Consider the following 24143-nt stretch of genomic DNA (forward strand, 5'->3'; position numbering starts at 1 on the left):
GCTCTTGACACCCCGCTCAGCCCGCCATGTCTCCACGACGAACCGGGGCCTGCTACCGGGCGCTCCGATGCTTACCCGGACGGGACTTTCACCCGCAGGCCTGGACCAGCTTCCAGGACGCAACATGACCACGAGCCTAGACGGGTCGTACCGATGCGGAGACTCCCTCGAAGTCGGCGCTGCGGGCGGTCTCGGCCCACCGCTCGACCTCGTCCAGGCCGCGCCGGTAGGCACGCGAGATACGCTCGACCGCCTCGCGTCCGAGCGGCAGCCGCAGCGGCACCTCGTCGCCGTGGACGAGCGACACGATGATCTCGGCCGCCCGCGCCGGGTCCCCTTCCTGACGGCCGTCGGTCCCGGCCATGTCGGCACGGATGTCGGCGAGCACGTCACGGTAGGTCGCGGACGGCTCGGCGAACTCGAGCACGTCGCCCCCGTTGAAGCCGGTCCTGAACCGGCTGGGCTCGACGAGCATCACGCGGATACCGAACGGTGCCACCTCACCGGCCAGGGCCTCGGACCAGCCCTCGATGGCGAACTTCGACGCGGAGTACGCCGACACCCCGGGGAACGACGTCCGCCCGCCCTGGCTGCTCATCTGCACGATCGTCCCGGTGCCCCGCTCACGCATCGCGGGCAGCGCCGCCCGTACGAGCGCGGCGGGGCCGAAAAGGTGCAGATCCATCAGCTCACGCAACCGCGCGTCGCTGACCTCCTCAACCGCTCCGACCACGGCCCGGCCGGCGTTGTTGACCAGCACGTCGAGCTGACCGAAGCGGTCGAGGGTGTCGCGTACGAGGTCCGGGGCCGCGGCGACGTCCCGGGCGTCGAACTTCGCGACCAGGCAGCTGTCCGGGTGTTCGGCCTCCAGATCGGCCACACTCTCGGGCCGGCGCACCGCCGCGACCACGTGGTCACCAGCCTCGAGCGCCGACTTCGCCAGTGCCCGCCCGAAACCGCGGGACGCGCCGGTGATGATCCAGGTCTGTGTCGTCATGGCGGGGACGTTATGCCTTCGAGCGCGCTCAAACGCAAAAAGACGAGACCACCGAACAGAGGATCGCGCCGTCACCGGGACCGGCAACGCCCGCCATCCGCGACCACTGTCGCAGCCACCCCGCCGACGCCCTTCAGCTACTCGCTTTCACAGCATGAAAACGCTATGGCCCTGCCTTGGAACAGGTGGGCTCGTTAGTGAAACCATATTTGGTTGTCCAAGAGTCGGGTTGTCGCGTGTGGTCACCAATTCGACGGGGGATGGGTGTCCACGTGCGCCCTGCGATGGGCTGGTGCTTCGACGGCTTAGGAGATCCGATGACGCCCCAAGAAACCGATCTGGCTTCTCTGATCGACAGAAGCGGAAACGGCCGGCCCGTCATCCCCTTCGAGGGATATTCGATGGATGACATGAACAACCGGGACCATCAACTCCTGGTCCAGTCTCCCGAGTCCATCTTCTCCATCAACAGAGCAGATATCACCAGGGAAGAGCGGCTTGATGGCGACCGGGTCCGGCTGTGGGTCACGGCAGGGGCCCGTGCCCTACGGGTCAGCCCTTGCGTCGTGAATTCGTCGTCGCCATTCACCGCGGTCAAGGAGTATGCGCCGCCAGTGGCGCCCGAGGGCTCGCCCGGCGCACCGGTACGCGAGGACATGGAGAACATCCCGCCGCCCCCGTCCGTGTACGTTCCGGGCGCACCGACCCCCGCGCGGGTGGCCACGCCGCCGCTGTCCGAGGTCGGGGAGAAATATAACGGCCGCTGCTCCGGAGGCGACACTTACGAGAACAACTGCGCCCATTTTCTCTCGGACGCCTTCATTCGCGCCGGATACACCGAACTGCTGCCGCCCAACGACCACATTGCGGCCCGATGCCCGGCGAAACGCCCGATCCGTGCCCGTAACATGTGGAGCTGGTTCAAGACGAAGGCGGTCAGGACCAGCCGCGTGGTCGAAGAGAACACCGGCTGGTGGGCCGTTTTCCAGATCGACGGCTATTGGGGTGGCCATGTGGTCCTGCTGGACTCCGACAACATGAAATGGTACGGCACCGCATGGCATTCGGATCACAACCAGTACCTGTACCAGTGGTAGTCCGCGGCTGTGCTCGATAGCCGAGAATTCCAGGCCGCGCACAGCGGCTCTTTGCGGCAGCGGTCGTGGCGGCGATATCCGCAGCGTCGCGTTCGGGGCGGTTCTCTCTACGCCGGCCAGGTGATGAGCTGAGGGCTGCGGCCGATGACCGGCCGGGGGATCAACGGCGCAGCCGGTGGCCGGCTCGGCATCGAGGCCGGCTGCCGGCTACAGCGAGGTGGTGGGCGCCGAGTGCCGAAGCCTTACGGTCGTGGAACCGAAGCGCAAATCGCGCTGGCGCTGTAGCCAGGCGCGCCGCGCCCAGTCGTACCGCCCCAGCAGCCGCGCTCCTCTTTTGGCCACCCCGTAGCGCCAGCTCCCAGAGCGTGCGTCGCCCTGCCCTGTGGCCTCCCTACGTTGCAGCTTCTGCGCCCGGAGCACCTCGGGCTCGCGCTCGGTCTGGATGGCGCGGCAGGCAGCGTCGATCGCCGCCGGGTCCACCGGGCCGCCCGCCAGCGGAACGAGATGGTTCGCGGCCACGATCACATCGCGGAGCGCGAGATTGATGCCCTGCGCGCGTACCGGCGACATGGGGTGTGCCGCGTCTCCCAGCAGCAGCACCCCAGGTGCCGACCAGGAGGGCGCATGCCCGACCATCACGTTGAGCCGGATGGGCCCAACCACCTGGTCACGACTGCCCAGCACGTGCTCGGCCAGCCAGCCGGGCGCTGACTGCACGGCGGCGTCGAGCCAGCCGTCTCCGCGGAACTCGGCCATGGCGCCCTTGGGCATGATGAGTCCGCACTGGAGTAGATCATCCCATGAGGTGTAGGCGATGAGGGGATGCCGGCCCCGCCGCACCATGATGTGGAAGTCGCATCGTCCGCGCAGCGACGGCGGCGCCGGAAGTTTGAACCACAGCACGTCGTAGGCCTCGTGCGCCCGGGCCAGCGTCAATCCGCTGCGTGTGCGCACCGACGAGCCGCGCCCGTCGCAGCCGACGACCAGGTCCGCGGGCCATTCCACGGCCGCGTTCCCCTGCTGGGCCCGCACCCCTGCGATCCGGCCCGTCGTGTCCCGCACGACGTCGGTGAAGCGGGTGGCCGGGTGGTAGGTGAAGGCGGGCCTGGTCCGAGCCTGCTCGATGACGCGCTTCAGGAGCTCGGCGGGCGATGCGACGCGGAAGGCCTGCTCGCCGAGCTGGTCGACCGGTTCGGGGATGGTGAACACCTCGTCGCCGTCGATGAAGATGCGCCACGTCTCGACCAGCCGACCGGGAATCTCGGCGAGCAGCGGGCCGAGGCCCATCTGGCCCAGCGCGTCGAGCCCGAGCGGCATGAGGCCTTCGCCGCGGAACACCCCGCCGCTGGACGTCTCCCTCTCCAACAGGCGAGTACGCACTCCGTGCCTGGCCAGCAGCATGGCGAGCGTCGCGCCCGCCGGCCCGGCCCCGACCACCACGACCTCCACGTCGCCTCCCTCTTCCGCCTGGATGACGGGCGTGGCTCGACTTTAAAGCAACTCTGCGTTGCATGCAACGTCGAGTTGCTTTAAGGGCGTCGAGCTGCCTTAATGGGAACGGTATGGAAGGCTCACCCTCACCACGGCGCCGCACCGGCGGCCGCAGCGCCCGCGTCACCCAGGCCGTGCACCGCGCCACGCTCGCCGCCCTCACCGCCAAGGGGCTGGCCGGCTTGTCCATCGAGGACATCGCCGCCAGAGCGGGGGTCAACAAGACGACGATCTACCGCCGTTGGGGCACCCGCGAAGCACTCCTGGCCGACGCCCTCAACGCGGGCACGACACGTCAGATCGCGATCCCCGACACCGGGAGCGTCCGCTCCGACCTGGCGGCGCTCGCCCGGCAGGTGCGCGACACCATCCTGGCACCCACCAACCGGAACCTGATGGTGGCGCTCGCCACGGGCGCCGGCCACGAGACCCTGGCCGACCTGGGCCCGCGCTACTGGGCCGGCCGCTTCGCCGCATCCCGCCCGATCGTCGAACGAGCGATCGCCCGCGGCGAGTTGCCGCCGGACACCGACCCCGACACGCTGATCATCCAGGTCGTCGGACCGCTCTGGTTCAGCGTGTTCGGGCCCGGCCGCGTCCCCGACGACGCCTTCGTCGACAGGTGCGTCGACATCGTCCTCATCGGCACCTCACACCACGCCTGACGGCAGGGTTGGGGTGCGCTTCCCTCGCAGCCGCGGCACCTACGAGCCGGCCCTTGACGTCCCCCCAACCACCAGCCCGTACGCCCACCTGGCTCGCCAGGGCATGTTCGCCGGCCTCGTCGCGCGGACGGCTCCCGCCCTCGGTTGTGTGAACGCGGCTTCCGGGTTCTCCGGCTCGTGATTCCATGATCACCTATGGACGCAGCCGAAACGACCGTACGAAGAAGGTGGCTCAAGCTGCTCGTGCCCCTTCTCGCCATCTTCCTCCTCCTCGGAGCGATGGGCCTGTACCAGCTGATGAACGCCCGAACCTTCCAGCTGGCGGGAGAACTGACCGACCGCGTGACGACCGACGAGAAGGTCGTCGCCCTGACCTTCGACGACGGCCCCGACGAGCACACCCAGGAGATCATCGACGTCCTCGCCGAGCAGCGCGTGCGCGCGACGTTCTTCGTCGTCGGCACCCAGGTCGAGGCACGGCCCCAGGACGCTCGGGCGCTGGTCACCGCGGGCCATCAGCTCGCCAACCACACCTACACCCATCGGCGCATGGTCTTCGTCTCCCCCTCCACTGTGGCGAGTGAGATCGAACGCACCGATGCGGCCATCCGGACGGCGGGGCAGCGCGGCGAGATCCTGTTCCGTCCGCCGACGGGCAAGAAGTTGCTGGTGCTGCCGCTGTATCTGGCCGACAACCGGAGGCGCACGGTGATGTGGGACGTGGAGCCGGACTCCGGCAAGAGCCCGACCGCCACCGAGATCGTCGCGGCTGTACGCGAGCAGACAAGGCCAGGATCGATCATCCTGCTCCACCCCTGGTACGGCAGCGGGCAGAACACTCGCGAGGCCATCAAGGACCTGATCGCCGGCCTCCGTGACCAGGGATACCGATTCGTCACGGTCTCAGAGTTGCTCGCTCTGCAACGGCGCTGACCCGACCATCGCCGATCCCGTCGGGCACGCGGGCGGCAGCGTCCACGAAAGCGGGCCACCGGTCGAAGGCGTCCAAACGAGGAACACCCTCCCCGGCCACAACTGAGGAGGGTGTTCACGAGTGTTGCCGAGCCGTTCAGACAGGCAGCGGAGGTCGTTTCCCGGCAGGCTCGAGACCCGTAGCGTCGGGCCTCAAGCGAGGTCGAGAATCGGGATCAGCTGCTCCTCCTCATATGTCAGATGCGCTTCGAGCTCGTCGACGAGCCGCTCGATCTCGGCCCGTACCTTCAGCGGATCCTCACCGGAGAGGGCCTGCTTCAGCTCTTCCAGGAGCGCGGCGATGCGCTCGTGCTCCTTGGCCAGCCGCTCCAGGGCCGGAGCGAGCGAGGGATGCCGCTCGGCCAGGCCGGGGAACATCATGGTGTCCTCGCCCATGTGGTGATGGTGCAGTCCCTGGCAGACGGTCAGGCAGTTGATGCGCAGTTGCACGCCCAGCCCTGACTGTCCTGAATCGGACAGTTCCTTGCGGATCAGCGCGAGTTCGCGGCGGAAGCCGTCGTGCACCAGCTTGAGGTACGCACCGCCCGACGGTGCGCTGCCCCGGGGCCGACCGACCAGGCGAAGTGCGACGACCGGAATGGTACGCGTCGTCTTGGCCTGGTAGTCGGCCCAGCCGGGGTCGCCTTCCACCGCGCGGGCGAACGCCACGTCACGCTCGGCGCCCTCCAGGACCTCCGCCTCGACGTCGAAGATGAACACGCCGGTCTCCACGGTTGCGCGCGGGTTGGCCTTCAGGTTGTGATACCAGGCCGGGTTGTTCGGCGCTCCCCCGGCGGAGGCGATGACCAGCATGCGCTCACCACCGTCGGGCAGGTAGCCGAGCGGAGTCGTGTGCGGCTTGCCCGAGCGGGCGCCCGTGGTGGTGAGCAGGAGCAGTCTCGCTCCCTCGAAATAGCCGCCGACCTGGCCGTTGTTGGCGCGAAACTCGCCGATGACCTGCTTGTTGAAATCCATTCTTCTCCATGGGTGGTTTCTGCCGTGCCGTACTGAAGGGAGAAGAAGATGGCGGGCCGCGGGCCCGCCCGGCGATCAAGCGTCAGCCGGGCTGCTCTCTGGTGCGTGGCCCAAGGCCGACCCGGCAGTCACGCAGGTCACCGTACTACACGCGATGACAACGTGGACAGCGGGAGTGCAGGGCATCCGGTCGGGCAGTAGCGGGGCTCGGACGGTACGGCGCTGTGCTAGGTTTTTTCTCAGTCAGCCAACTAACTCAGAAGTGAGAATCCTCATGATCGTTGTCACAGGAGCCACCGGAAATGTCGGCCGCACGCTGGTCCGGATCCTCGCCGAGCAGGGCCACGAGGTGACCGCCGCCTCCCGCCGCATCACCGATGGCGACGTGCCGCCCGGCGTCCGCGCGGTCCCCGCCGACCTCTCCCAGCCGTCCGCCGACATGCCCTCCGCGGCGGATGCGGCCTTCCTGCTCGTCGGCGGGGACCTGATGATGGCCGGCGACCCCGCTCGGGTCGTCGCCCCGTTCGCGGGTTACGGAAAGATCGTCCTGCTCTCTTCCCAGGGTGTGGCCACCCGCCCGGACTCCTTGTCCCACAGGCAGGCCTTCGCCGCCTTCGAACAGGTCGTCATGGATTCCGGCACCGACTGGACCGTCCTGCGACCTGGCGGCTTTGCCTCCAACGCCTACGCCTGGGCCTCGTCCATCAAGGCAACCCGCACGATCGCCGCGCCCTTCGGCGAGGTCGGCCTCCCCGTCATCGACCCCGACGACATCGCCGCCGTGGCCGCCGCCACCCTGACTCGACCGGGCCACGCGAAGGCGATCTACGAACTGACCGGCCCCATGCCGACCACCCCACGCCAGCGCGCGGCCGCCATCGGGGACGCCATCGGCGAGCCCGTCACGTTCATCGACCAGACCCGGGAAGAGGCCCACGCCCAGATGCTCACGTTCATGCCCGCCCCGGTGGCCGACACCACCCTCGACATCCTCGGCACCCCTACCGTCCGCGAACGGACCGTCAGCCCCGATGTCCAGAAGATCCTCGGCCGTGCTCCCGCCCCCTTCGCCGACTGGGCCAGGCGCAACGCCGCAGCCTTCCGCTGATGCCTGGCCCTGTGGTCAGGAGCAGGAACCCCTGACGGGGATGAGCCCGCGCTCCGTACGCTGATCCGCATGGCATCTCTGCGAACAGCGCATGTGACGTCGGCGCTGGAGACGACTCTCACCGCCCTGAGCGCGGCGGGAGCCGACCCGATGTACCGCGTGGGCGGCACGAGCGCCGCTCTGCTGCAAGGAGTCCGGCTCCCTGTCGGAGACGTCGACCTGCTGGCGGCCCGGCGCGAGGACGTGGACACGTTCGCCGCCGCCCTCTCGTCCTTTCCCTGCCTGTACGCCCCATCGTGGCTGCCCGAGAGTTCGCAGTATTTCACCAGGCACGACGTGAACGGGGTCCACGTGGAGATCAGCACGGTCGAACGGGAGACCGGCTCCGACGGGATGGAGTGCATCGGCCGCGGCCCGTGGGAGCACTACGTCCTGATCGCTTGTGGCGCGTACCGAGTGCCCGTGGTGCGGCTGGAACTGCGGTTGGCGACGGAGCTCCTGCGCGACCGCCCTGATCGGTACGAACCCCTCCTCGATCACCTGGCGGCGCACTCGTTCGACGCCGAACTGCTGGGAAGGGCCATGGACGCTCACGACCTCCCACCGGAACGCCGGCATCTCGTCAACGCCCGCCTCCCCGGCCTGTCCCGAAGCTGACTCCAGAGTCGCGGAGCCGGTTCAGCGGACTCGGTCGTAGACCAGGGCCAGCACGCCGAGATCGCCGGCCTCCTGGTAGGTGAGCTGCCACTTCGACGGCGGGAGGCCGTCGTCGAACAGCCGCAGTCCGCCTCCGGCGATCTCCGGGATGAGGATGAGGTACATCCGGTCGAGCAGGTCGGCCGACAGCAGCGCCTTGGTGACGCTGGGGCTGGTGTTGACGAGGATGTCGCCCTCGCCGTCGGCCTTGAGCTCGGAGACGAGATCGGCGGCGGGGGCGTTCACCACGCGGGTCCGTTCCCACGGCGCCTCGGTCAGGGTGCTCGACAAGACCACCTTCTCGGTGTCGACCAGCCACTTGGCATAGCCGCGGTCGCGCGGATCGGCGTTGTCGTCGACGGCGACCGGCGGCCAGTACCCCATGAACCCTTCGGCGAGGACCCGGCCGAGTACGGCGGTAGTCGCGTTCTCCCGCATACGGGTCATCTGGTCGCGCGCCACGTCGGTGGTCGCGTACGAGGCGAACGCGGCGAAGTCGGTGGGCCCGCCGGCGCCGTGGTAGCGTCCGTCGAGGCTGATGATCAGGTTGGCGGTAACTTTGCGGCCGGCGGTCTGCTCGGTCATATCGTGCTCCTTGTGTCGCTGTCGTGCTCGTTGCCGTCGGTGTTGTGGGGATCTGCGGCGAGGGCCGCCGCGAGTCGGTCGAGGCTCTGGCCGAAGCCGATCTCGATGCCGGCGATGAAGTCCGCCGAGTCGGTGGTGCTATCGGTGATCCGGCAATGGACCTCCAGGTCGGCACCGGTTTCGGTGTGCCGGAGGTCGAAGTCGAGGTGGCCGGTGAAGGCGAGGCCGCCGTCGGGTAGCAAGGGGGAGAGCCGGTAGGCCAGGTGCTCGCCGGGGCGTACGTCGTCGACGACACCCTGTGCGCGTCCGACGACCAGCTCGGAGTCGTCGAGATCCTCGGCATCGCGATATTCCAGGACGATCCGCCCGCCCGGTCGCGCCTCGAACACGAACTCCGAGACGCGCAGGCCGTCGGGCGCCCACCAGCGAGCGAGTGGCGATGCGTCGGTCAGGTGGCGCCAGATCCGCTCGGGGCGTCCTGTCAGAGAGCGGCGGAAGCGGAACGAGCGGCCGTCGGCCCATCCCGGCGCCCGTGCGGCCTGCCGCTCGGCGTGGAGGCTTTCCCCGTAACGGTCATACGTCTCGCGTGGGCCTCCGCCCCGGTCCGCGGTGTCCGCGAGCCGATGCAGCACAGCCGCCAGATCCCGCAGGGCGCCGGGCTGGAGCGCGTACACACGACGCTGGCCGGTGCGCTGAGAGACGACGACACCTGCACGTTCAAGGGTCTGCAGGTGCTTGGTCGTCTGTGGCTGACGCGCCTCGGCGAGTTGGGCCAGGACGCCGACCGACCTGGGCCGCTCGGCCAGCAAAGTCACGAGCCGCCAGCGGGCCGGGTCGGCCAGTGCGGCGAGGAGTACCTCCATGGAGAGAAGTATTCTCCCCAAAGAATATTCGTGTCAAGGAATATCAAGCACCGACACAATGATCGTTTCCAGCTGTTCCTGTTAGCTAGATGAGTGGCGAAGTCACCCGCAGTGACCACTCACCTTCAAACAAGTTCGCGTCGATCCAGGCGATCACCGGCCGGCCGGTCTCGTCGAGGGACATGGCCGGCCGCGCAGGGGAATACCTGGCCTTGGCGATCCTCGTGGCTCGGCAGGCAGCGCCCCGGCAGGAATGGACGACCAGGTGCCTGTCGACGAACGTCGCCACCAACACCTGGTCGCCGGAGAGCACCAGGCCGGGAGGGGCTTGGTAACGATCGCCGGCGAGCGTGGCGCTCTCCGCCCCGGAACAGGCACGGTCCTGGCAGTCGAGCAGCTTGATCACGTCGGCTCTCGGGTCCCCGTAGGCGATCACCGACCGCCCGTCCCGCCGTACGGCGAGGGACAGGCCGCGCATACCGGCCTCGCCTACCTCGTCTGCCGGGACCGGTGGCCCCGGCGTGGTCACTGTCGCCGATGCGCAGTCCGAACGGCCTCACGAAAGGACCGTGGTCGTCGCCTGCCTCATCCACCGGGGACAACCCGGCCACGTGGTCGGAGACCTCCACCCACCCCAGCGGGTTCACCGCTGCGAAGGAGCCGGTCAGCAGGCCGGGCAGCACGAGCACGGCGAGCACCGCTGCCCTCCGGGTACGCGGTCCGTCCTGCTCCGGTAACCGGTCGACGATGGCGCGCAGTTCGGGACGGCTCACCCCGTGCCACTGGTTCGCGATGCGGTTCAGGAAGACCACAGCGAGGACGGCGGCCTGGAGCGCGGCCAGCAGGACCGCGGTGACCGAGCTCATCGAGATGTCCACCGGATAAGGCAGTCGGTCGGCGACCCAGCCGAAGCCGCTGGAGGCCAGGCCGGGCACGATGATCACGCTGATCGCCAGCAGGATCGGCGAGGTGACCCTCATCGTCTCGACGAGGCGATAGCCCCGCCTCAGCGCCCCGAATGGCCCGAGCCCCTCCATGACGAAGGCGGGCATTGCCAGCAGGGTGGGCATCAGAACCAGCCCGATGACCACCGTCGCCGCGATTCCCACCCACGGGTTGAGGAACACGATCAGCGCCATCCCGACAGCCAGTGTCAGTGCCAGGAACGCCAACTGGATGAAGGCGAGCGCGGTGAGCCCGCGCGCCCGCCGTACTGCCGCCCGGAGCGCGAACCGCCAGTGCACCGGCCGACCCAGCGCCCGGCCCGCGGCTATGAGCATGGTCGCGGCCCCGGCGACCGCGGCGGCGGGCACGCTGACCAGCAGCAGCCCACCGAGCCAGGCGAACAGCGGCATACTCGCATCCCCGACCAAGTCGATCCGCCCGTTGACCACCAGGAGGTGGTCGGCGGCCACGATCGGCAACGTCGCCGCCGCCAGCAGGCCGATCGGGGTCAACATCACCGTCGTGGGCACCATCAGTGTGAGCAGGTGGCGTAAGGCGAGCGTGCATACGATTCTCAACGCCGACGTTCGGGCCAGCGCGGTCGTCATCCGTTCCGCCCAGACGTCTTCGCCAGAATCGCCGTCCGCCACCGTGCCCCCGTCATCGGCGAGCTCGGAACCCCCCGCCGCACGGGCATTTCCTGTCATACGGGAAATCCAACCATGTCCGCTTTCCTATTACCGAAAAGGGAATGAGGTCGCATTCCCATGGCGGACGCCGTTCCAGAGCGCTGAGCGGGACCGGACGCTGGCGCAGTTGTAAAACCTTTGATGAGAAGCATTTGTTCTGATCGCTTAATCTGGTGTTCGAGCTGGTCAACTGAGCTCTCAGCGTGCATTGACGTGCACGACTGCGCCGTGTGAAGCATCTCGGATGTCACTCGCTCTGCCACTCGATCCCTTGATCGGTGGTGGGTCAGGACTCCCAGATCTCGCGGAACGATGGCCACCAGTGAGGCAACTCATCCCGGCGCACGCCGTGAGGCGGGAATCGCTCGATGGCAATGCATGCCGGGTTCACCTGGCGTTCCAGATAGGCGGCCAACTTGTGGTGGCCGTCGAGCAGGAACCAACCGGGGAACTCACTGTGGCGGATCGCCACTGTGAGCGGACGGCGGCCTTCGATGATGCGGCGGCGGTACTCCAGAGCGGTCGCCGGCGTAGGGGGAGGCCAGCGGTGCGTGGGAACGATCACGTCGCGATCCCATTCGTCCGGGTAGTCTGGCCACCAGCGCTCGTCGCCCGGTTCGACCTCGATGACGATGGGCCATGCCAGCTCGGTGGTCCGTAGCTGGTACTCTCCCGGCTCCAGCAGTGCGAGGAGCGGTGCCAGCGGCTCGGAGAGCCGCTCGACCGGGCTGGGGTCGGCGAGCCAGTCGCGCATACGGGTCCATTCGGCAACCGGAGCCCACTCGGAGACGAGGTGTGGATCCCCGTCGCGCGGCCAGGGCGTGTGGCGGGTGACGAGGCGCCCGATGCTGCCGCTGAAGTCGCCGGTGTCGGCTGCCACCGGCTCCCCCGAGATGAACAGTACGGCTCCGGCAGGATCGCCGCGAACGGAGATGACATTGAGGCCGCCAGTCACCGTGACGGTTTCGACGTGCCTGCTTTTCTTGTCGCGTCTGCGGGTCACTATTTACACCGGTCGCCCTTGTTCCTCGATTGTTTAGTGCTCACGTGGCGGTACCTGTCAAGGTCTCTAAGATGAGTACCGTCGTAACAATGGCACTCGAACCAGAATTCACATTTTGACCGGTTCCGGTTGTTTCAAGGTCGAGCCAACCCGGGCAACAGCCGGAGCGCGCCCTGATAGCCGCTCACAGCGTGCACGGGGCCGGAGCGGGAATCACGGAGAGCAGGCCAAGCGTTGATCCCGGCGGCGCGCACGACGCGGGCGCGGTCGTCGGCGATGAGACGGTCGGGGGACGAGGGTGCCAGTTGGATGCCGCGGTGGCCGGAGCCGAGCCGAGAACGGACAAGGCCAGGCCGGCGGCTGCGACGATGGCCGTCTTCTGCAGAAATCTCACTACCGTTTCGCTCCCAAGACGGGGCTCGTTGCTTCGAACGTCACGGTAGTGACCGTTGGTATGTTTGAGGTATGTGCGGATCTCTCAGCCGGGGATCGCCAGGTGCGCGCCCGGCTGAGTGGCAACGCTGGACATCTACCGCTCTCTCGGCGTCATCCACCAGCGCATCGAAGAGGCCCTCAAGCCAGCCGGCAGCGAGCCCGAACCGCCTCGCCTGACCTTCTGCGCCATGCTCGTGCGCGCTACTTCGCCACCGGCCTCTCCAACGCCTCCCTCTTGCGCGTCCACCTGTCCGACGCGCCCTGACCCACCTCCGGATGTGATCCGAGCCACACCTTGTCACAAGCTTTCTTCGCCCGGCGACTTGTGTGCGAACCGCGAACGAACGGAGCAAAGACCATGACCAAGCACACCGGCGGCCGAACGGAAGTCATCGTGATCGGCGGTGGATACGCCGGAGTCCTCGCGGCCAACCGCCTGACCCGCCGCGACGACGTGGCTGTCACCCTCGTCAACCCGCGCCCGGCCTTCGTCGAGCGGATCCGCCTGCACCAACTGGTGGTGGGGTCCGACGACGCGGTCGTCGACTACAAGGACGTCCTGAGCGAACGCGTCAAGCTCGTGGTCGACGCCGCGACCGGGATCGACCGGGAGGCGCGCACCGTCTCGCTGGCCAGCGGCGGCACGGCCCAGTACGACCACCTGATCTACGCGGTGGGCAGCCGCAGCGGCGCACCGGAGGTGCCCGGCGCGGACAGGTTCGCCTACCCGATCGCAACCCTGGAGGAGGCCGAGCGGCTGCGCCAGGCCGTGACCGCCGCGCCCGCCGCCGCGGCGCTGACGGTCGTCGGCGGCGGCGCCACCGGCATCGAGACCGCGGCCGAACTCGCCGAGGCGGGCCGTACCGTCACCCTCGTGTGTGGAGGACAGCTCGGCCCCTACCTCCACCCGAACGGCCGCCGCTTCGTCGCCAAGCGGCTGGCGGCCCTCGGCGTGACCGTCCTCGAAGGCCCCGGCACCAAAGCAGCGTCCGTGACGGCGGACGCCGTGCACCTCGCCGACGGCCGCGAGGTGCGCGGCCACCTGACCATCTGGACCGCCGGCTTCGGCGTTCCAGACCTGGCCGCCCGCAGCGGCCTCTGCACCGACGAGGCGGGCCGCCTCCTCACCGACGAGACCCTGACCAGCATCGACGACGACCGCATCGTCGCCGCCGGGGACGCGGCCTCGCCTTCGGGCCTCGCTTACCGGATGGGCTGCCAATCCGCCGTCCAGCTCGGCCCGCACGCCGCCGACGCCGTGCTTCGCCGGATCGAGGGGGGACGGCCCGAACCCATCAGCGTCGCCTTCGCCGGGCTGTGCGTCAGCCTCGGCCGCGGCGCCGGCATCTTCCAGTTCGCGCGCAAGGACGACACCGCCATCCGGTTCTACGTCGGCGGCCGCCCGGGCGCGCGCCTGAAGGAGTTCGTGGTCTCCCACACCGTCAAGCAGCTCTCCGCTGAGGCGCACAAGCCCGGCGCACGCGTCCTGAAGGCCAAGGACGACACCCGGCAGCAGCGCGTCCAAGCCACGCGCGCGAGCCGGTCCGCGCACGTGTCGTAGCTCCCTGGAGCGCAGGCGGCCCAAGCACCATGGAAGGATTCGAAGATGCAAGACCACGCCGCTGACCCGGCGACCGAGGCCTTCATCGCCCACCGCAACCTGCTGTTCACCGTTGCCTACGAGATCCTCGGCTCGGCGGCCGACGCCGAGGACGTCCTGCAGGAGACCTGGCTGCACTGGGTAGAGGTCGATATGGCACAGGTCCGCGACCAGCGCGCGCTCCTCGTGCGCGTCACGACCCGGCGGGCGCTCGACCGGCTGCGGGCCCTGCGGCGCCGCAAAGAGGCCTACATTGGCCCCTGGCTGCCCGAGCCGCTTCTCACCGCGCCGGACGTCGCCGAGCACGCCGAGCTCGCCGAGAGCATGTCCATGGCCATGATGCTCGTCCTGGAGACCCTTTCGCCCACCGAACGGGCCGTCTTCGTCCTGCGTGAGGTCTTCGACGTCGGCTACGACGAGATCGCTGAGGCGGTCGGCAAGACCCCCGCCGCAGTTCGCCAGATCGCCCACCGCTCCCGCAAACACGTCGACGCCCGCCGCCCTCGCGAAGTGATCTCCTCGCGTCAGGCCCAGGCCGCCCTCGCATCGTTCCAGCACGCCGTGGAGACCGGCGACCTGCAGGGCCTGCTCGACGTGCTCGCCCCCGACGTCGTCCTGATCAGCGACGGCGGCGGCGTCAGGAGCGCCGCGCTGCGACCCGTCACGGGCCTGGCAAAGGTGGGCCGTCTCCTCCTGGCCGCCCTCCGTGACAAGGAAGGCGCGCTCACCGGCGAGCCCACCACCATCAACAACGATCCGGCGCTCCTCCTACGCGTCGACGGCGAGATCGACAGCGTCATGGCGATCCGTGTTGAGGAGGGCCTCGTCACCGGCATCTACTTCGTCCGCAATCCCGCCAAGCTCACCCACATCGCCGCCGCCACACCGCTCACCCTGAGCTGACCCGGAACCGCCGCGGCCCTCGCCCAAGACAGGAACGGGGGCCACCATCCTGGTCGCGCTGCTCGTCACCGTCGCAGCGAAGCGAGGACGAACGATCTTGACGCGGGACGAACCGCGGCAATCGTCGCAGCGTCGAGGAAGAGCCCCAACGACCAGCCAGGAGCCCATCGCGAGCCTGCTCGAACGCACCCTCGCCAGGGCCCTCACAGAGATCGTTATCGGGCTTGATCTCAGCGAAGACGATGCCATCGCGCCGGAGGCCGCGATGAAGGTGCTCCAGCCGTTGACCACTCTCCTGCAGGACCTGTCCGAGCAGTGACCTATGCGACCCGCCAGCCATAGATGGCGGCAAGAAGGGGAGTCAACCAGGTCTGTCGCAGCGAGAAAGGAGGTTGCTATCAATAATCTGTTGACAACTTATCGTTGAAGGCATGTGCTATTGATATGGACATCGACACCTCTCGTGATCGCCACAGGCGTCACGTCGCCGCGCACGCGGCCCGCGCCCGACTGATCGACCGTTTCGGCACTGACGAACACCGGAGCCAGCAGGCGGAGTTTCCAATCGGCCCCCGAGTGCCCGCCACGGAGCTGCTGCGGTTGGTCCTCGACGCCTCCCGTGGCACCGACACCAGCGTCCCCGAGGTCAGGCAGGAAGACTTGACGGACGCGCTCCAGATGGTGGTCCCCATCCGGCGCAGCATCGACAGCATGGAGTACAACACCATCGCTGCCGCCCGCAAGGCAGGACTGACCTGGCGGCAGCTCGCCGACGCCCTCGCCCTCGAAAGCCCTCAAGCTGCTCAGCAGCGCTTCCAACGCCTTGGCGACCGGCTCAACGACACCACCATCGGCGAGAACACCCGTTCCTGGCCGACGGACGGCTTGTGACCAGTTCCGTCGCACCAGGCGTGGCGAGGACGATCGACACGAGGTGACTGCCTTGCCCGCGTCGCCCCAAGACGCGGGCAAGGCAGTCTGCGGCGTTAGGCGGGCGGGTCGTCCGAGCCGCGTCGGCTGGCAGACAGGTCAGGCTTGTCATCGGTCCAGCGGGCTTTCTTGATCGCCACGAAGACACGGGCTTCCTTGATGGTCGTCACGAACGCCAGCGGCTCCCCCGTGGCCGTGTTCATGATGAGCCGGCCCTCCCCATTGCTATGCGGGAGGCTGACGGCCTGGCCGGTACGGCCCAGCGGGTCAGTGACCTCGCCCTCTGCCTTCACACCGGGCAGCGAGGCGAGCATGCGAAACGCCGCCGCCCGCACATTGGGCGGAGCGGGAAGATCCATGATGATGTGCACGCCGGCCTGGTAGAGCTCGGCGTTCACGTCCACGTGCGCGTATTCCGCGCCCCACTGCTTAGCGATGACCGTCTTCAGGTATTCCCTCAGGCCGTCGGGGGTCGTCGGCAGTTCGCTCAGCGCGGCCCGCGTCATGGGCTTGCGCACCGACGAGTCGGCGCTCGGCACCACCCGCGGCGGCATCCGCGTCCAGCCCGTGGCCAGCAAGAAGGCCAACCGCGCCGACGTACGCGTCATCGAAACCGACCCGCACGCCGACGCCATCGCCTGGCCAGGACCCTCCATCACCTCCATCACCCAACCCGCCAAGCTAGGGCTGTTCGAGGACGGCAGCCCAGTCCGCGTCCCCCTGCTCCGCCGACATGCGCTGTTCGCCGGCATGTCCGGGGCAGGCAAGTCCGGAGGCGTCAACGTCCTGCTCGGCGACCTGACCGCCTGCCAGGACGTGATCCTGTGGGCCGTCGACCTCAAACGCGGCATGGAACTGCTCCCATGGGCGTCCTGCATCGACCGGATCGCCACCACCCCGCAGGAGGCAGAGGCTCTGCTCGCCGACGCCGTGGTCATCCTCGACGGCCGCGCCGACGACCTCACCACACGCGGCGAACGCGTCTGGGAGCCCTCACCCGAGCGGCCCGCGCTGGTCATCGTCATCGACGAGTACGCCGAACTGGCCAGCGAGGCACCACGCGCCATCGACCACGCCGACTCGATCGCCCGGCGCGGCCGCGCGCCGGCGGTCAACCTGATCGCCGCCACGCAACGCCCCTCCAAGGACGCGATGGGCAAGAGCGCGGTCCGCTCCCAGATGGACGTCCGGCTGTGCTTCCGCGTCCGGGAAGCCCGCGACGGAGACCTCATCCTGGGACAGGGCATGGTCAAGACCGGATGGCACCCGCACAAACTCGACGCCCCCGGCAAGTTCCTGATCAGCTCCCCAGAACACGACATCCCCCGCCGCGCCCGCACGTACCTCCTCGATGACGAGGGCGTACAGGCCACCGCCGAACAGCACGCCGACCACCGCCCACCCCTCGACGAGGTGTCCGCCCAAGCCCTCAAACGCGCGGCAGAGACGCCCTCCCCACCACCACAGCCCACCATCCGCCCCTCACCCCGGCACGCCCGCGACAACCCCGCACGAGCCGCTGAAGAGGCCCTCACCGCCACCCTGAGGCAAGCTCCGTCCGACGGGGTGAGCATCGGCGACCTCATGCGCGCAACCGGCATGCGCCGAACCTGGGTCTACCAACGCCTCCAAGAGCTGAGCCGCACGCGCCAGGCCGAACAAGTCTCACGGGGACGCTGGAGAGCCCTCCCAGAGGTACACGATCCGTAATCGTCCGCATCCGCCGTCCGCGTCCGTCCGCGCGTCTGCGCGTGTAGAGGCAGCGACAGGCGCGGACGGACGAACCGGCGGACGATCACCATCCGTAACCGGCGACCGTGCGCGGGACCCCGCGCCGGAAGGGAGCCGCACACCCCAACGACCGAGAGGGGGGATGCACATGCAGGCATACACCGTCGAACAAGTCGCGGAGATGCTGAGCGTCGGACGTGACAAGGTCTACTTCCTTCTCCGTACCGGACAGCTCAACAGCATCAAGATCGGCAAGCTTCGCCGGATCACCGACCGGCATCTTGCCGAGTTCGTTTCCTCGCTGGAATCGATGGACGAGGCGTAGAGCGGCGTGCTACAACGTTCTACAAGGCCGGTTGTCCGAAACCGCCGCACAACCGGCCGGCGCCTCTTGATAACTGCATGACACAGGAAGGAAGCCGTCAATGACGAGCGACCGAACGACCCTGCCTCCCGTACGTGTGGACACGGAACTGAAAGACCGTCTCCGCAGGTACGCCGAGTCACAGGAACGAGATGTGTCGTGGGTGATCAGGAAGGCGATCGAGGAGTACCTCAACCGTCACGAGAAGGGGTGATCCCTTGGCCAAGATCCTGATCGGCAAGTACGAAGCGACCATCTACCCCGAGGGAGACGGCTTCACCGGAGCCATCTCCCTCGGGTTCGGCCCCGACGGCAAGCGCCAGCGCCTCAAGCGCAAGGCCAAGACCAAGACCGCCGTCAGGGACAAGCTGATCAAGGCCGTCAAGGCTCTTGAGTCCGGCGTCACCGCGTCGGAGACCTACACCGTGCGCGATGCCGTCAACGACTGGCTCAGCAAAGGTCTCAAGGGCCGATCCGGGAGCACCGTCACCAAGCTGCGCATCCTCGCGGAGACGCACGTTATCCCCAGGCTGGGGAAGATGAAGCTCCAGCAGCTACGCGCGGATCACGTGGACGAGTGGCTTGACGCGCTCGCGAAAGAGCTGGCCACCACCACCCTTCGAGAGGTTCACAGCGTCTTGAAGAGGGCCATCCGGCAAGCTCAGGCACGCGACATGGTGCTCAGGAACGTTGCGGAGCTGGTCACCACGCCCAAGGGCACGGACGGACGACCGAGCAAGGCGCTCACCCGGCAACAAGCCGAAGTGGTGCTCGAAGCAGTCAAGTCGTCCGAACTTCACGCCTACGTGGTGCTCAGCCTCACTACAGGTGTCCGAACCGAAGAGGCTCGGGCACTGTGCTGGGATCACGTCGTGGCGTGGGTTCCCAAGCTCAAGTCCTGGCACCCGGTGACCGAGGCAGGGTTCAAGCACACGAAGTTCGCCATCTACGTATGGCGAGCCGACCGCGAAGGAGGAGACACCAAGACCCGGAAGTCCCGGCGCACGCTCGAACTGCCCAAGCTGGCAGCTCAGGCACTCCAGCGACACCATGTCAGCCAAGTCGCTCGCAAGCTCCAGACCGGCGAGGCATGGCAAGATCACAACCTGGTGTTCTGTACGAGCGTCGGCACCCCGCTGGACGCGTCCAACGTTCGACGGGCGTTCCGCAAGATCACCAAAGAGGCGGGGCTCGAAACCGCGTGGAGCCCCCGCGAACTACGTCACTCGTTCGTCTCCATCATGAGTGATCAAGGCGTACCCATCGAGACCATCGCCGATCTCGTCGGGCACGCGGGCACCAGCGTCACGGAAGCGGTCTACCGGCACCAGCTACGGCCGGTGATCACTAAAGGTGCTCAAACGATGAACACCATCTTCGGCGACAGCCGACACGGGTAGAGAATCCGAGTGAGATGGCTCCCCGATTGGCTCCCATTGACTTCCAGACATGAGAAAAGGGCCTCTGGATTGCTCCAAAGACCCTTCTCACCTGCATCTTCCTGGTGGAGATGAGGGGATTCGAACCCCTGACCCCTTCGATGCGAACGAAGTGCGCTACCGGACTGCGCTACATCCCCAAGGACTCGACCAGATTAGCAAACTCCGGAGGGTCCTCGCGCCACCGTTTCAGTCGCCCACCGCTCGCTTGGGCGGCTCGGCGTACTGATCGAACAGCACATCCGAGTGATGCGAGGCGAAATCGATGATTTCGGCCTCCGCCTCCTCGACGACCCGCCGCTGCTCACGTGCCCGCCGCTGCCGCTCAGCGCGCGCCTGACGGGCACGTTCGCGCCGTTCCCTGTCGACCTGTACGGCGATGCGGAGAAAGGCCATGTACGCCAGCATGATGACGACGGAGGGGGCGACCCCCCACCATGGGATCATCTTGACCGCTGCCGTGACGACCGAGGCCAGCACCAGCAGGGCGGTGAAGAAGAGGAGGCGGCGCCGGCGGGCCACGATGATGGCGCGGCGGCGGAGCCGGAACTGGCGGACGTCGACCTTCTCGACCTCCATCGGCACGCCGTCGTCCTCGTCGGCGTCGGAGGGGTCGAGGTTGTCGAGGTCGGGCAGCTGGTGTTCGCCGGTGTAGTGCTCTTCGAGTTCGGCGAGTTCGGCCAGGTTGGTCTTGTCCCTGCGCAGCCACATCGGGATCAGGACGCAGAGCCACATCACGACGATGGCGAGGTAGAGGAGGATGCTCATGGGCACCTCCGGGCAGCATGAAGACGCGAGTGTGCTGGTTGCGTCTTCAATGTGCTCACGTCACGCACCGTAAGACCGCGTGTCACTAATTGACGAGCATTCGGTGCGGTGTGTCGCGAGATCGTCAAACCTCTTCGACGGGAGAACCGCCGTGAGTGGCCGACTCGCGTGCACGACGCCACTGCACGAGAAGGCCGCCAGGAACGTCCTCGACGGTCAACGCGTAACAGATGTGGTCGCGCCAGGCTCCATCGATGTGGAGTTGGCGCCGCCGAATGCCTTCTTCCCGGAATCCGAGCTTCTCAACCACCCTGCGGCTGGCTTGGTTCTCGGGGCGGATGTTCGCCTCCAGCCGGTGCAGGCCGGTGGTGAAGAAACAGTGGTCGACGGCCATGGCCAGTGCGGTGGGGGTGATGCCCTTGCCGGCCAGCCCGCCGTCGATCCAGTAGCCGACCTGGGCGGAGCGGGCGGATCCCCAGACGATCGCGCCGACGGTGAGCTGCCCCGCGAAGCGCCCGTCGTACGTGACCACCCAGGGCAGCGCGAGCCCCTGCCTGGCCTCGCGGCGCAGGGTGCCGACCATGGAGATGTAGGGGCCGAGACCGGTCCTGAACAGCGGCGTCTCCGGGTTGCTCGGCTCCCACGGACGCAGCCAGTCGGCATTGCGCAGCCGGGTCTCGCGCCACATGCGCACGTCGCCCAGCCGCAGCGGCCGCAAGCCGACCGGACCTTCCCTGAGAGTTGCCGGCCAGCCACGAAGTCGATCCACGCTCTCATCATCCCCCTATCGGACATGATGTCGCCACGGGGTCAGCGCTCGAGGATGCGGATCGTGGTCAGCGCGGGTGATCGCCGCCATGGATCTGATCGACCGCGTGCCGCAGAATCGGCGCGAGTACGGCGATGCCGTCGCGTACGCCGCCGGAAGATCCCGGCAAATTCACGATCAAGGTTTTGCCCGCCTGTCCGGCCAATCCCCGAGATAGTACGGAAGTAGGCACCTTTTCGCGATTTGCCTGGCGAATGGCCTCGGCTATCCCCGGAACCTCCCGGGTGATCACCCTGGCCGTCATTTCGGGCGTCAGGTCGAGCGGCGTCAGACCGGTGCCGCCGGTCGTGACGATGACGTCGAAGCCTTCCGCCACGCCGTCGCGCAGCGCCCGCTCGACCGCCTCGCCGTCGGGCACCAGCACGGGACCCTCGACGGTCTCGCAGCCGGCCTCGCCGCGCAGCAGGTCGACCAGGATGGGGCCGGATTTATCGGCATAAACCCCGGACGACGCCCGGTTCGACACCGTGATCACGAGAGCCCGCATCACGCCGGATCCCGGGTCCAGCGGCCGGTCTTCCCGCCCAGCTTCTCCTCCACCCGCACGTCGGTGATCACCGCGCCCGGATCGACGGCCTTGACCATGTCGATCAGCGCCAGCGCGGCCACCGAGACCGCCGTCAACGCCTCCATCTCCACCCCGGTGCGGTCGGCCGTCTTGACCCGGCCCGTGATCGCCACGCCCCAGTCTTCGACCTCCAGCGTGACCTTCACGCCGTGCAGCGCGATCGGATGGCAGAGCGGGATCAGGTCGGGGGTGCGTTTCGCCCCCATGATGCCCGCGATCCTGGCCACGCCCAGCGCGTCGCCTTTGGGCATCTCGCCCGACCGCAGCAGCGCCACCGTCTCGGCCGTCAGCAGCACCCGGCCGCTCGCCGTGGCGGTGCGGGCCGAGACGTCCTTGGCGGAGACATCGACCATGCGGGCGGCGCCGGTCTCGTCGATGTGGGTCAGCTCGCTCACAGCTTGATCACCTCCACCGTGGCGCCCGCAGCCACCTCGGTGACCTCCTCGGGAACCACGATCAGCGCGTCAGCCGCCGCCAGGGCGGCAAGTTGGTGGGAGCCCTGCCCGTGCACCGGCCTCACCGTGCCGTCGGGCGCGAGCACGCCACGCAGGAACGACCTCCGCCCGGACGGCGAACGCAAGGGACCCGCGGCCCTGGCGGTCACGAGCTCCGGCATGCCGCTGGGCAGGCCGCGCATCTTGTCGAGCGCCGGGCGTACGAACAGCACGAAAGACACGAAGGACGACACCGGATTGCCGGGCAGAGCGAAGATCGGCACCTGGTCGTCCCCCAGGACGCCGAACCCCTGCGGCATCCCCGGCTGCATGGCCACCTTCTCGAACCGGACCGTCCCCAGCGGCGACAGGGCCTCCTTGACCGGTTCGTACGCCCCCATCGAGACCCCGCCGCTCGTGATGATCGCGTCGGCGCGCATGAGGTGGGTGTCGAGCCGGTCGAGCAGCTCGGCCGGATCGTCGGCGACCGAGCCCGCGCGGTAGCCTTCGGCGCCCGACTCGCGCACGGCCGCCGTCAGGGTGTAGCTGTTGGACTCCCAGATCTGCCCGGGGGCCAGCGGCGATCCCGGCTCGGCCAGCTCGGCGCCCGTGGAGAGGACCACGACCCTGGGCCGCGGCCGCGCCAGGACCCGGCGCCGCCCCGCCCCGGCGATGATGCCGAGCTGCGCGGGACGGATCACGGTGCCCGCCTTGAGCACCACGTCGCCCGCCTGGACGTCCTCCCCCGCCCGCCGGATCGCGTTACCGGCCTCGGCGCGGCGGTCGATGCGCACGGAGACGGTGCCGCCGTCCGTCCATTCGACCGGCACCACGGTGTCGGCCCCCGCGGGCAGCGGCGCCCCGGTCATGATGCGTACGGCATGGCCGGGCCCGACGGCCCGCAGCTCGGTCGATCCGGCCGCCACGTCGTCGATCACCGGCAACGTAACCGGAATTTCCGACAAGTCGTCAGCGCGTACGGCGTACCCGTCCATGGCCGAGTTGTCGAACGGCGGCAGCGGCACCGGCGACGACACGTCCTCGGCCAGCGTCGCCCCCAGCACCTGCTCCAGGTCGAGCTCCAGGGGCGCCAGCGGACGCACAGTGGCCAGGATCTCGGCCAGATGCGCGTCAACCGATTTCATCGAGGAACTCCCGCAACCACGGCACGAAATCCGGCGCCAGATCCTCCCGGTCCGCCGCGAACTTCACCACCGTCCGCAGATAGTCGAGCTTGTCGCCCGTGTCATAGCGCCGCCCTCTGAACAGCACCCCGTGCACGGGCCCGCCCTCCGAGGAGCCGCGGGCGGCGAGCGTGCGCAGCGCGTCGGTGAGCTGGATCTCGCCACCGCGCCCCGGCGGGGTGTCCTCCAGCACCGCGAACACCGCGGGATCGATCACGTAGCGGCCGATGATCGCCCAGTTGGACGGCGCCTCGTCGGCCGGCGGCTTCTCCACCAGGTCGGTGACCCGCACGACGTCGTCCTCGGCGGTCGCCTCGATGGTCGCCACGCCGTACTGCGAGACCTGCTCCTTGGGCACCTCCATCAGCGCGATCACACTTCCGCCGAACGTGTCACGCACCTGGATCATGCGCTTGAGCAGCGGGTCCCGGTGGTCGATCAGGTCGTCGCCGAGCAGGCAGGCGAACGGGTGGTCGCCCACGTGCTGCTTGGCGCAGAGCACCGCGTGGCCGAGACCCTTCGGCTCGCCCTGGCGTACGTAGTGGAGCGTCGCGAGCGAGGCGGGCTCGCGGACCTGGGACAGCCGGTGCTCGTCGCCCTTGGCCTCGAGGGCCCCCTCCAGCTCGAACGCTCGGTCGAAATGATCCTCGATTGACCGTTTATTCTTGCCGGTGACCATGAGCACGTCGAGGAGCCCCGCCGAGGCGGCCTCTTCAACGACATACTGGATCGCGGGCTTGTCGACGATGGGCAACATCTCTTTCGGTGTCGCCTTGGTCGCCGGGAGAAACCGGGTGCCCAGACCCGCGGCGGGCACGACGGCTTTCGTCACAGGGTCGAAGTCAGCCATGAGTAGACCCTAGTGGAGGCAC

General features: G+C 68.2%; 27 protein-coding genes and 1 tRNA gene. 13 read left to right on the forward strand and 15 right to left on the reverse strand.

What is annotated here, in order from left to right; all coding sequences use genetic code 11:
* Positions 1-136: 136 nt before the first annotated feature.
* Positions 137-997 carry an SDR family NAD(P)-dependent oxidoreductase gene (locus ABGA98_RS44860; RefSeq protein ID WP_347624600.1) on the reverse strand — a complete coding sequence of 287 codons (861 nt, stop codon included), beginning with the start codon at positions 995-997 and terminating at the stop codon, positions 137-139.
* Positions 998-1314: 317 nt separating this feature from the next.
* On the opposite strand from ABGA98_RS44860, the gene ABGA98_RS44865 reads away from it, so the two are divergent.
* Entirely contained in the window at positions 1315-2094 is a 780-nt protein-coding gene (locus tag ABGA98_RS44865) for a hypothetical protein (RefSeq protein WP_347624601.1), read from the forward strand.
* Between the two features lie 207 nt (positions 2095-2301).
* Here the strand turns inward: ABGA98_RS44865 and ABGA98_RS44870 are convergent, their stop codons facing one another.
* Positions 2302-3543 (reverse strand): FAD-dependent monooxygenase, encoded by a 1242-nt coding sequence (locus ABGA98_RS44870; RefSeq protein ID WP_347624602.1) that lies wholly within the window; start codon positions 3541-3543, stop codon positions 2302-2304.
* 113 nt (positions 3544-3656) lie between these two features.
* Between ABGA98_RS44870 and ABGA98_RS44875 the strand changes: the two genes are divergently transcribed.
* Both ABGA98_RS44875 and ABGA98_RS44880 read left to right on the forward strand, forming a co-directional pair.
* Positions 3657-4250 carry a TetR/AcrR family transcriptional regulator gene (locus ABGA98_RS44875; protein WP_347624603.1) on the forward strand — a complete coding sequence of 198 codons (594 nt, stop codon included), beginning with the start codon at positions 3657-3659 and terminating at the stop codon, positions 4248-4250.
* A 195-nt stretch (positions 4251-4445) separates the two neighbouring features.
* Positions 4446-5183 (forward strand): polysaccharide deacetylase family protein, encoded by a 738-nt coding sequence (locus ABGA98_RS44880; RefSeq protein WP_347624604.1) that lies wholly within the window; start codon positions 4446-4448, stop codon positions 5181-5183.
* Positions 5184-5375: 192 nt separating this feature from the next.
* Here the strand turns inward: ABGA98_RS44880 and ABGA98_RS44885 are convergent, their stop codons facing one another.
* Positions 5376-6197 (reverse strand): nitroreductase/quinone reductase family protein, encoded by an 822-nt coding sequence (locus ABGA98_RS44885; RefSeq protein ID WP_347624605.1) that lies wholly within the window; start codon positions 6195-6197, stop codon positions 5376-5378.
* A gap of 274 nt (positions 6198-6471) precedes the next feature.
* On the opposite strand from ABGA98_RS44885, the gene ABGA98_RS44890 reads away from it, so the two are divergent.
* Complete coding sequence (locus tag ABGA98_RS44890) at positions 6472-7305, forward strand: NAD(P)H-binding protein (RefSeq protein WP_347624606.1); 834 nt, start codon at positions 6472-6474, stop codon at positions 7303-7305.
* Positions 7306-7374: 69 nt separating this feature from the next.
* Positions 7375-7962, forward strand: coding sequence for a hypothetical protein (locus ABGA98_RS44895; RefSeq protein WP_347624607.1), 588 nt, complete (start codon positions 7375-7377; stop codon positions 7960-7962).
* 21 nt (positions 7963-7983) lie between these two features.
* Here ABGA98_RS44895 and ABGA98_RS44900 read toward each other — a convergent pair whose 3' ends face one another.
* The 4 genes from ABGA98_RS44900 to ABGA98_RS44915 all read right to left on the reverse strand — a co-directional run bounded on the left by ABGA98_RS44900 (position 7984) and on the right by ABGA98_RS44915 (position 12086).
* Positions 7984-8586, reverse strand: a complete 603-nt coding sequence (locus ABGA98_RS44900) for a dihydrofolate reductase family protein (protein WP_347624608.1) — start codon at positions 8584-8586, stop codon at positions 7984-7986.
* Positions 8583-9449 (reverse strand): metalloregulator ArsR/SmtB family transcription factor, encoded by an 867-nt coding sequence (locus ABGA98_RS44905; RefSeq protein ID WP_347624609.1) that lies wholly within the window; start codon positions 9447-9449, stop codon positions 8583-8585. Before ABGA98_RS44905 ends, ABGA98_RS44900 begins: the two co-directional genes overlap by 4 nt.
* 125 nt (positions 9450-9574) lie before the next feature.
* A complete protein-coding gene (locus ABGA98_RS44910) occupies positions 9575-11044 on the reverse strand; it encodes a hypothetical protein (protein WP_347624610.1) in 1470 nt (489 codons plus the stop codon).
* Between the two features lie 325 nt (positions 11045-11369).
* A complete protein-coding gene (locus ABGA98_RS44915) occupies positions 11370-12086 on the reverse strand; it encodes a hypothetical protein (protein WP_347624611.1) in 717 nt (238 codons plus the stop codon).
* 793 nt (positions 12087-12879) lie between these two features.
* On the opposite strand from ABGA98_RS44915, the gene ABGA98_RS44920 reads away from it, so the two are divergent.
* The 4 genes from ABGA98_RS44920 to ABGA98_RS44935 all read left to right on the forward strand — a co-directional run bounded on the left by ABGA98_RS44920 (position 12880) and on the right by ABGA98_RS44935 (position 15915).
* Positions 12880-14082 carry an FAD-dependent oxidoreductase gene (locus tag ABGA98_RS44920; protein WP_347624612.1) on the forward strand — a complete coding sequence of 401 codons (1203 nt, stop codon included), beginning with the start codon at positions 12880-12882 and terminating at the stop codon, positions 14080-14082.
* A gap of 45 nt (positions 14083-14127) precedes the next feature.
* A complete protein-coding gene (locus ABGA98_RS44925; protein ID WP_347624613.1) occupies positions 14128-15024 on the forward strand; it encodes an RNA polymerase sigma-70 factor in 897 nt (298 codons plus the stop codon).
* Between the two features lie 97 nt (positions 15025-15121).
* Positions 15122-15343 (forward strand): hypothetical protein, encoded by a 222-nt coding sequence (locus ABGA98_RS44930; protein WP_347624614.1) that lies wholly within the window; start codon positions 15122-15124, stop codon positions 15341-15343.
* Positions 15344-15468: 125 nt separating this feature from the next.
* Complete coding sequence (locus ABGA98_RS44935) at positions 15469-15915, forward strand: hypothetical protein (protein WP_347624615.1); 447 nt, start codon at positions 15469-15471, stop codon at positions 15913-15915.
* Positions 15916-16010: 95 nt separating this feature from the next.
* Here ABGA98_RS44935 and ABGA98_RS44940 read toward each other — a convergent pair whose 3' ends face one another.
* A complete protein-coding gene (locus ABGA98_RS44940; RefSeq protein WP_347624616.1) occupies positions 16011-16460 on the reverse strand; it encodes a hypothetical protein in 450 nt (149 codons plus the stop codon).
* Positions 16461-16464: 4 nt separating this feature from the next.
* On the opposite strand from ABGA98_RS44940, the gene ABGA98_RS44945 reads away from it, so the two are divergent.
* The 4 genes from ABGA98_RS44945 (at position 16465) to ABGA98_RS44960 (ending at position 19449) form a co-directional block, all read left to right on the forward strand.
* On the forward strand, positions 16465-17664 hold the full coding sequence (locus ABGA98_RS44945; RefSeq protein ID WP_347624617.1) for a hypothetical protein: 1200 nt from the start codon (positions 16465-16467) through the stop codon (positions 17662-17664).
* Between the two features lie 169 nt (positions 17665-17833).
* Positions 17834-18010 (forward strand): helix-turn-helix domain-containing protein, encoded by a 177-nt coding sequence (locus ABGA98_RS44950; RefSeq protein ID WP_220448043.1) that lies wholly within the window; start codon positions 17834-17836, stop codon positions 18008-18010.
* A gap of 100 nt (positions 18011-18110) precedes the next feature.
* On the forward strand, positions 18111-18263 hold the full coding sequence (locus ABGA98_RS44955) for a ribbon-helix-helix domain-containing protein (protein WP_347624618.1): 153 nt from the start codon (positions 18111-18113) through the stop codon (positions 18261-18263).
* A gap of 4 nt (positions 18264-18267) precedes the next feature.
* Complete coding sequence (locus ABGA98_RS44960; RefSeq protein WP_347624619.1) at positions 18268-19449, forward strand: site-specific integrase; 1182 nt, start codon at positions 18268-18270, stop codon at positions 19447-19449.
* A 102-nt stretch (positions 19450-19551) separates the two neighbouring features.
* Here ABGA98_RS44960 and ABGA98_RS44965 read toward each other — a convergent pair.
* The 7 genes from ABGA98_RS44965 to galU all read right to left on the reverse strand — a co-directional run bounded on the left by ABGA98_RS44965 (position 19552) and on the right by galU (position 24121).
* Positions 19552-19628, reverse strand: a tRNA-Ala gene (locus ABGA98_RS44965).
* A gap of 49 nt (positions 19629-19677) precedes the next feature.
* On the reverse strand, positions 19678-20256 hold the full coding sequence (locus tag ABGA98_RS44970) for a hypothetical protein (protein WP_347624620.1): 579 nt from the start codon (positions 20254-20256) through the stop codon (positions 19678-19680).
* A 124-nt stretch (positions 20257-20380) separates the two neighbouring features.
* Positions 20381-21025 (reverse strand): GNAT family protein, encoded by a 645-nt coding sequence (locus ABGA98_RS44975; RefSeq protein WP_347624621.1) that lies wholly within the window; start codon positions 21023-21025, stop codon positions 20381-20383.
* Between the two features lie 67 nt (positions 21026-21092).
* On the reverse strand, positions 21093-21572 hold the full coding sequence (locus ABGA98_RS44980; protein WP_347624622.1) for a MogA/MoaB family molybdenum cofactor biosynthesis protein: 480 nt from the start codon (positions 21570-21572) through the stop codon (positions 21093-21095).
* The gene (gene moaC, locus ABGA98_RS44985; protein ID WP_347624623.1) at positions 21572-22048 is read right to left on the reverse strand and encodes a cyclic pyranopterin monophosphate synthase MoaC; all 477 of its coding nucleotides are present in this window, start codon (positions 22046-22048) and stop codon (positions 21572-21574) included. Before moaC ends, ABGA98_RS44980 begins: the two co-directional genes overlap by 1 nt.
* Complete coding sequence (gene glp, locus ABGA98_RS44990) at positions 22045-23232, reverse strand: gephyrin-like molybdotransferase Glp (protein WP_347624624.1); 1188 nt, start codon at positions 23230-23232, stop codon at positions 22045-22047. The genes moaC and glp overlap by 4 nt, the downstream gene beginning before the upstream one ends.
* Positions 23219-24121, reverse strand: coding sequence for a UTP--glucose-1-phosphate uridylyltransferase GalU (gene galU, locus ABGA98_RS44995; RefSeq protein WP_347624625.1), 903 nt, complete (start codon positions 24119-24121; stop codon positions 23219-23221). Before galU ends, glp begins: the two co-directional genes overlap by 14 nt.
* Positions 24122-24143: the final 22 nt, after the last annotated feature.

The organism is Nonomuraea sp. B1E8, from assembly GCF_039871515.1.
Taxonomy (GTDB): domain Bacteria; phylum Actinomycetota; class Actinomycetes; order Streptosporangiales; family Streptosporangiaceae; genus Nonomuraea.

Bases quoted from the DNA above. Each gene is read 5' to 3' on its own strand.
- ABGA98_RS44860 (WP_347624600.1), bottom strand. From the start codon at position 997: ATGACGACACAGACCTGGATCATCACCGGCGCGTCCCGCGGTTTCGGG.
- ABGA98_RS44905 (WP_347624609.1), bottom strand. From the start codon at position 9,449: ATGGAGGTACTCCTCGCCGCACTGGCCGACCCGGCCCGCTGGCGGCTC.
- glp (WP_347624624.1), bottom strand. From the start codon at position 23,232: ATGAAATCGGTTGACGCGCATCTGGCCGAGATCCTGGCCACTGTGCGT.
- ABGA98_RS44875 (WP_347624603.1), top strand. From the start codon at position 3,657: ATGGAAGGCTCACCCTCACCACGGCGCCGCACCGGCGGCCGCAGCGCC.
- ABGA98_RS44865 (WP_347624601.1), top strand. From the start codon at position 1,315: ATGACGCCCCAAGAAACCGATCTGGCTTCTCTGATCGACAGAAGCGGA.
- ABGA98_RS44885 (WP_347624605.1), bottom strand. From the start codon at position 6,197: ATGGATTTCAACAAGCAGGTCATCGGCGAGTTTCGCGCCAACAACGGC.
- ABGA98_RS44900 (WP_347624608.1), bottom strand. From the start codon at position 8,586: ATGACCGAGCAGACCGCCGGCCGCAAAGTTACCGCCAACCTGATCATC.
- galU (WP_347624625.1), bottom strand. From the start codon at position 24,121: ATGGCTGACTTCGACCCTGTGACGAAAGCCGTCGTGCCCGCCGCGGGT.
- ABGA98_RS44970 (WP_347624620.1), bottom strand. From the start codon at position 20,256: ATGAGCATCCTCCTCTACCTCGCCATCGTCGTGATGTGGCTCTGCGTC.
- ABGA98_RS44955 (WP_347624618.1), top strand. From the start codon at position 18,111: ATGACGAGCGACCGAACGACCCTGCCTCCCGTACGTGTGGACACGGAA.
- ABGA98_RS44890 (WP_347624606.1), top strand. From the start codon at position 6,472: ATGATCGTTGTCACAGGAGCCACCGGAAATGTCGGCCGCACGCTGGTC.
- ABGA98_RS44940 (WP_347624616.1), bottom strand. From the start codon at position 16,460: ATGACGCGGGCCGCGCTGAGCGAACTGCCGACGACCCCCGACGGCCTG.
- ABGA98_RS44880 (WP_347624604.1), top strand. From the start codon at position 4,446: ATGGACGCAGCCGAAACGACCGTACGAAGAAGGTGGCTCAAGCTGCTC.
- ABGA98_RS44935 (WP_347624615.1), top strand. From the start codon at position 15,469: ATGGACATCGACACCTCTCGTGATCGCCACAGGCGTCACGTCGCCGCG.
- ABGA98_RS44980 (WP_347624622.1), bottom strand. From the start codon at position 21,572: ATGCGGGCTCTCGTGATCACGGTGTCGAACCGGGCGTCGTCCGGGGTT.
- ABGA98_RS44950 (WP_220448043.1), top strand. From the start codon at position 17,834: ATGCAGGCATACACCGTCGAACAAGTCGCGGAGATGCTGAGCGTCGGA.
- ABGA98_RS44895 (WP_347624607.1), top strand. From the start codon at position 7,375: ATGGCATCTCTGCGAACAGCGCATGTGACGTCGGCGCTGGAGACGACT.
- ABGA98_RS44920 (WP_347624612.1), top strand. From the start codon at position 12,880: ATGACCAAGCACACCGGCGGCCGAACGGAAGTCATCGTGATCGGCGGT.
- ABGA98_RS44925 (WP_347624613.1), top strand. From the start codon at position 14,128: ATGCAAGACCACGCCGCTGACCCGGCGACCGAGGCCTTCATCGCCCAC.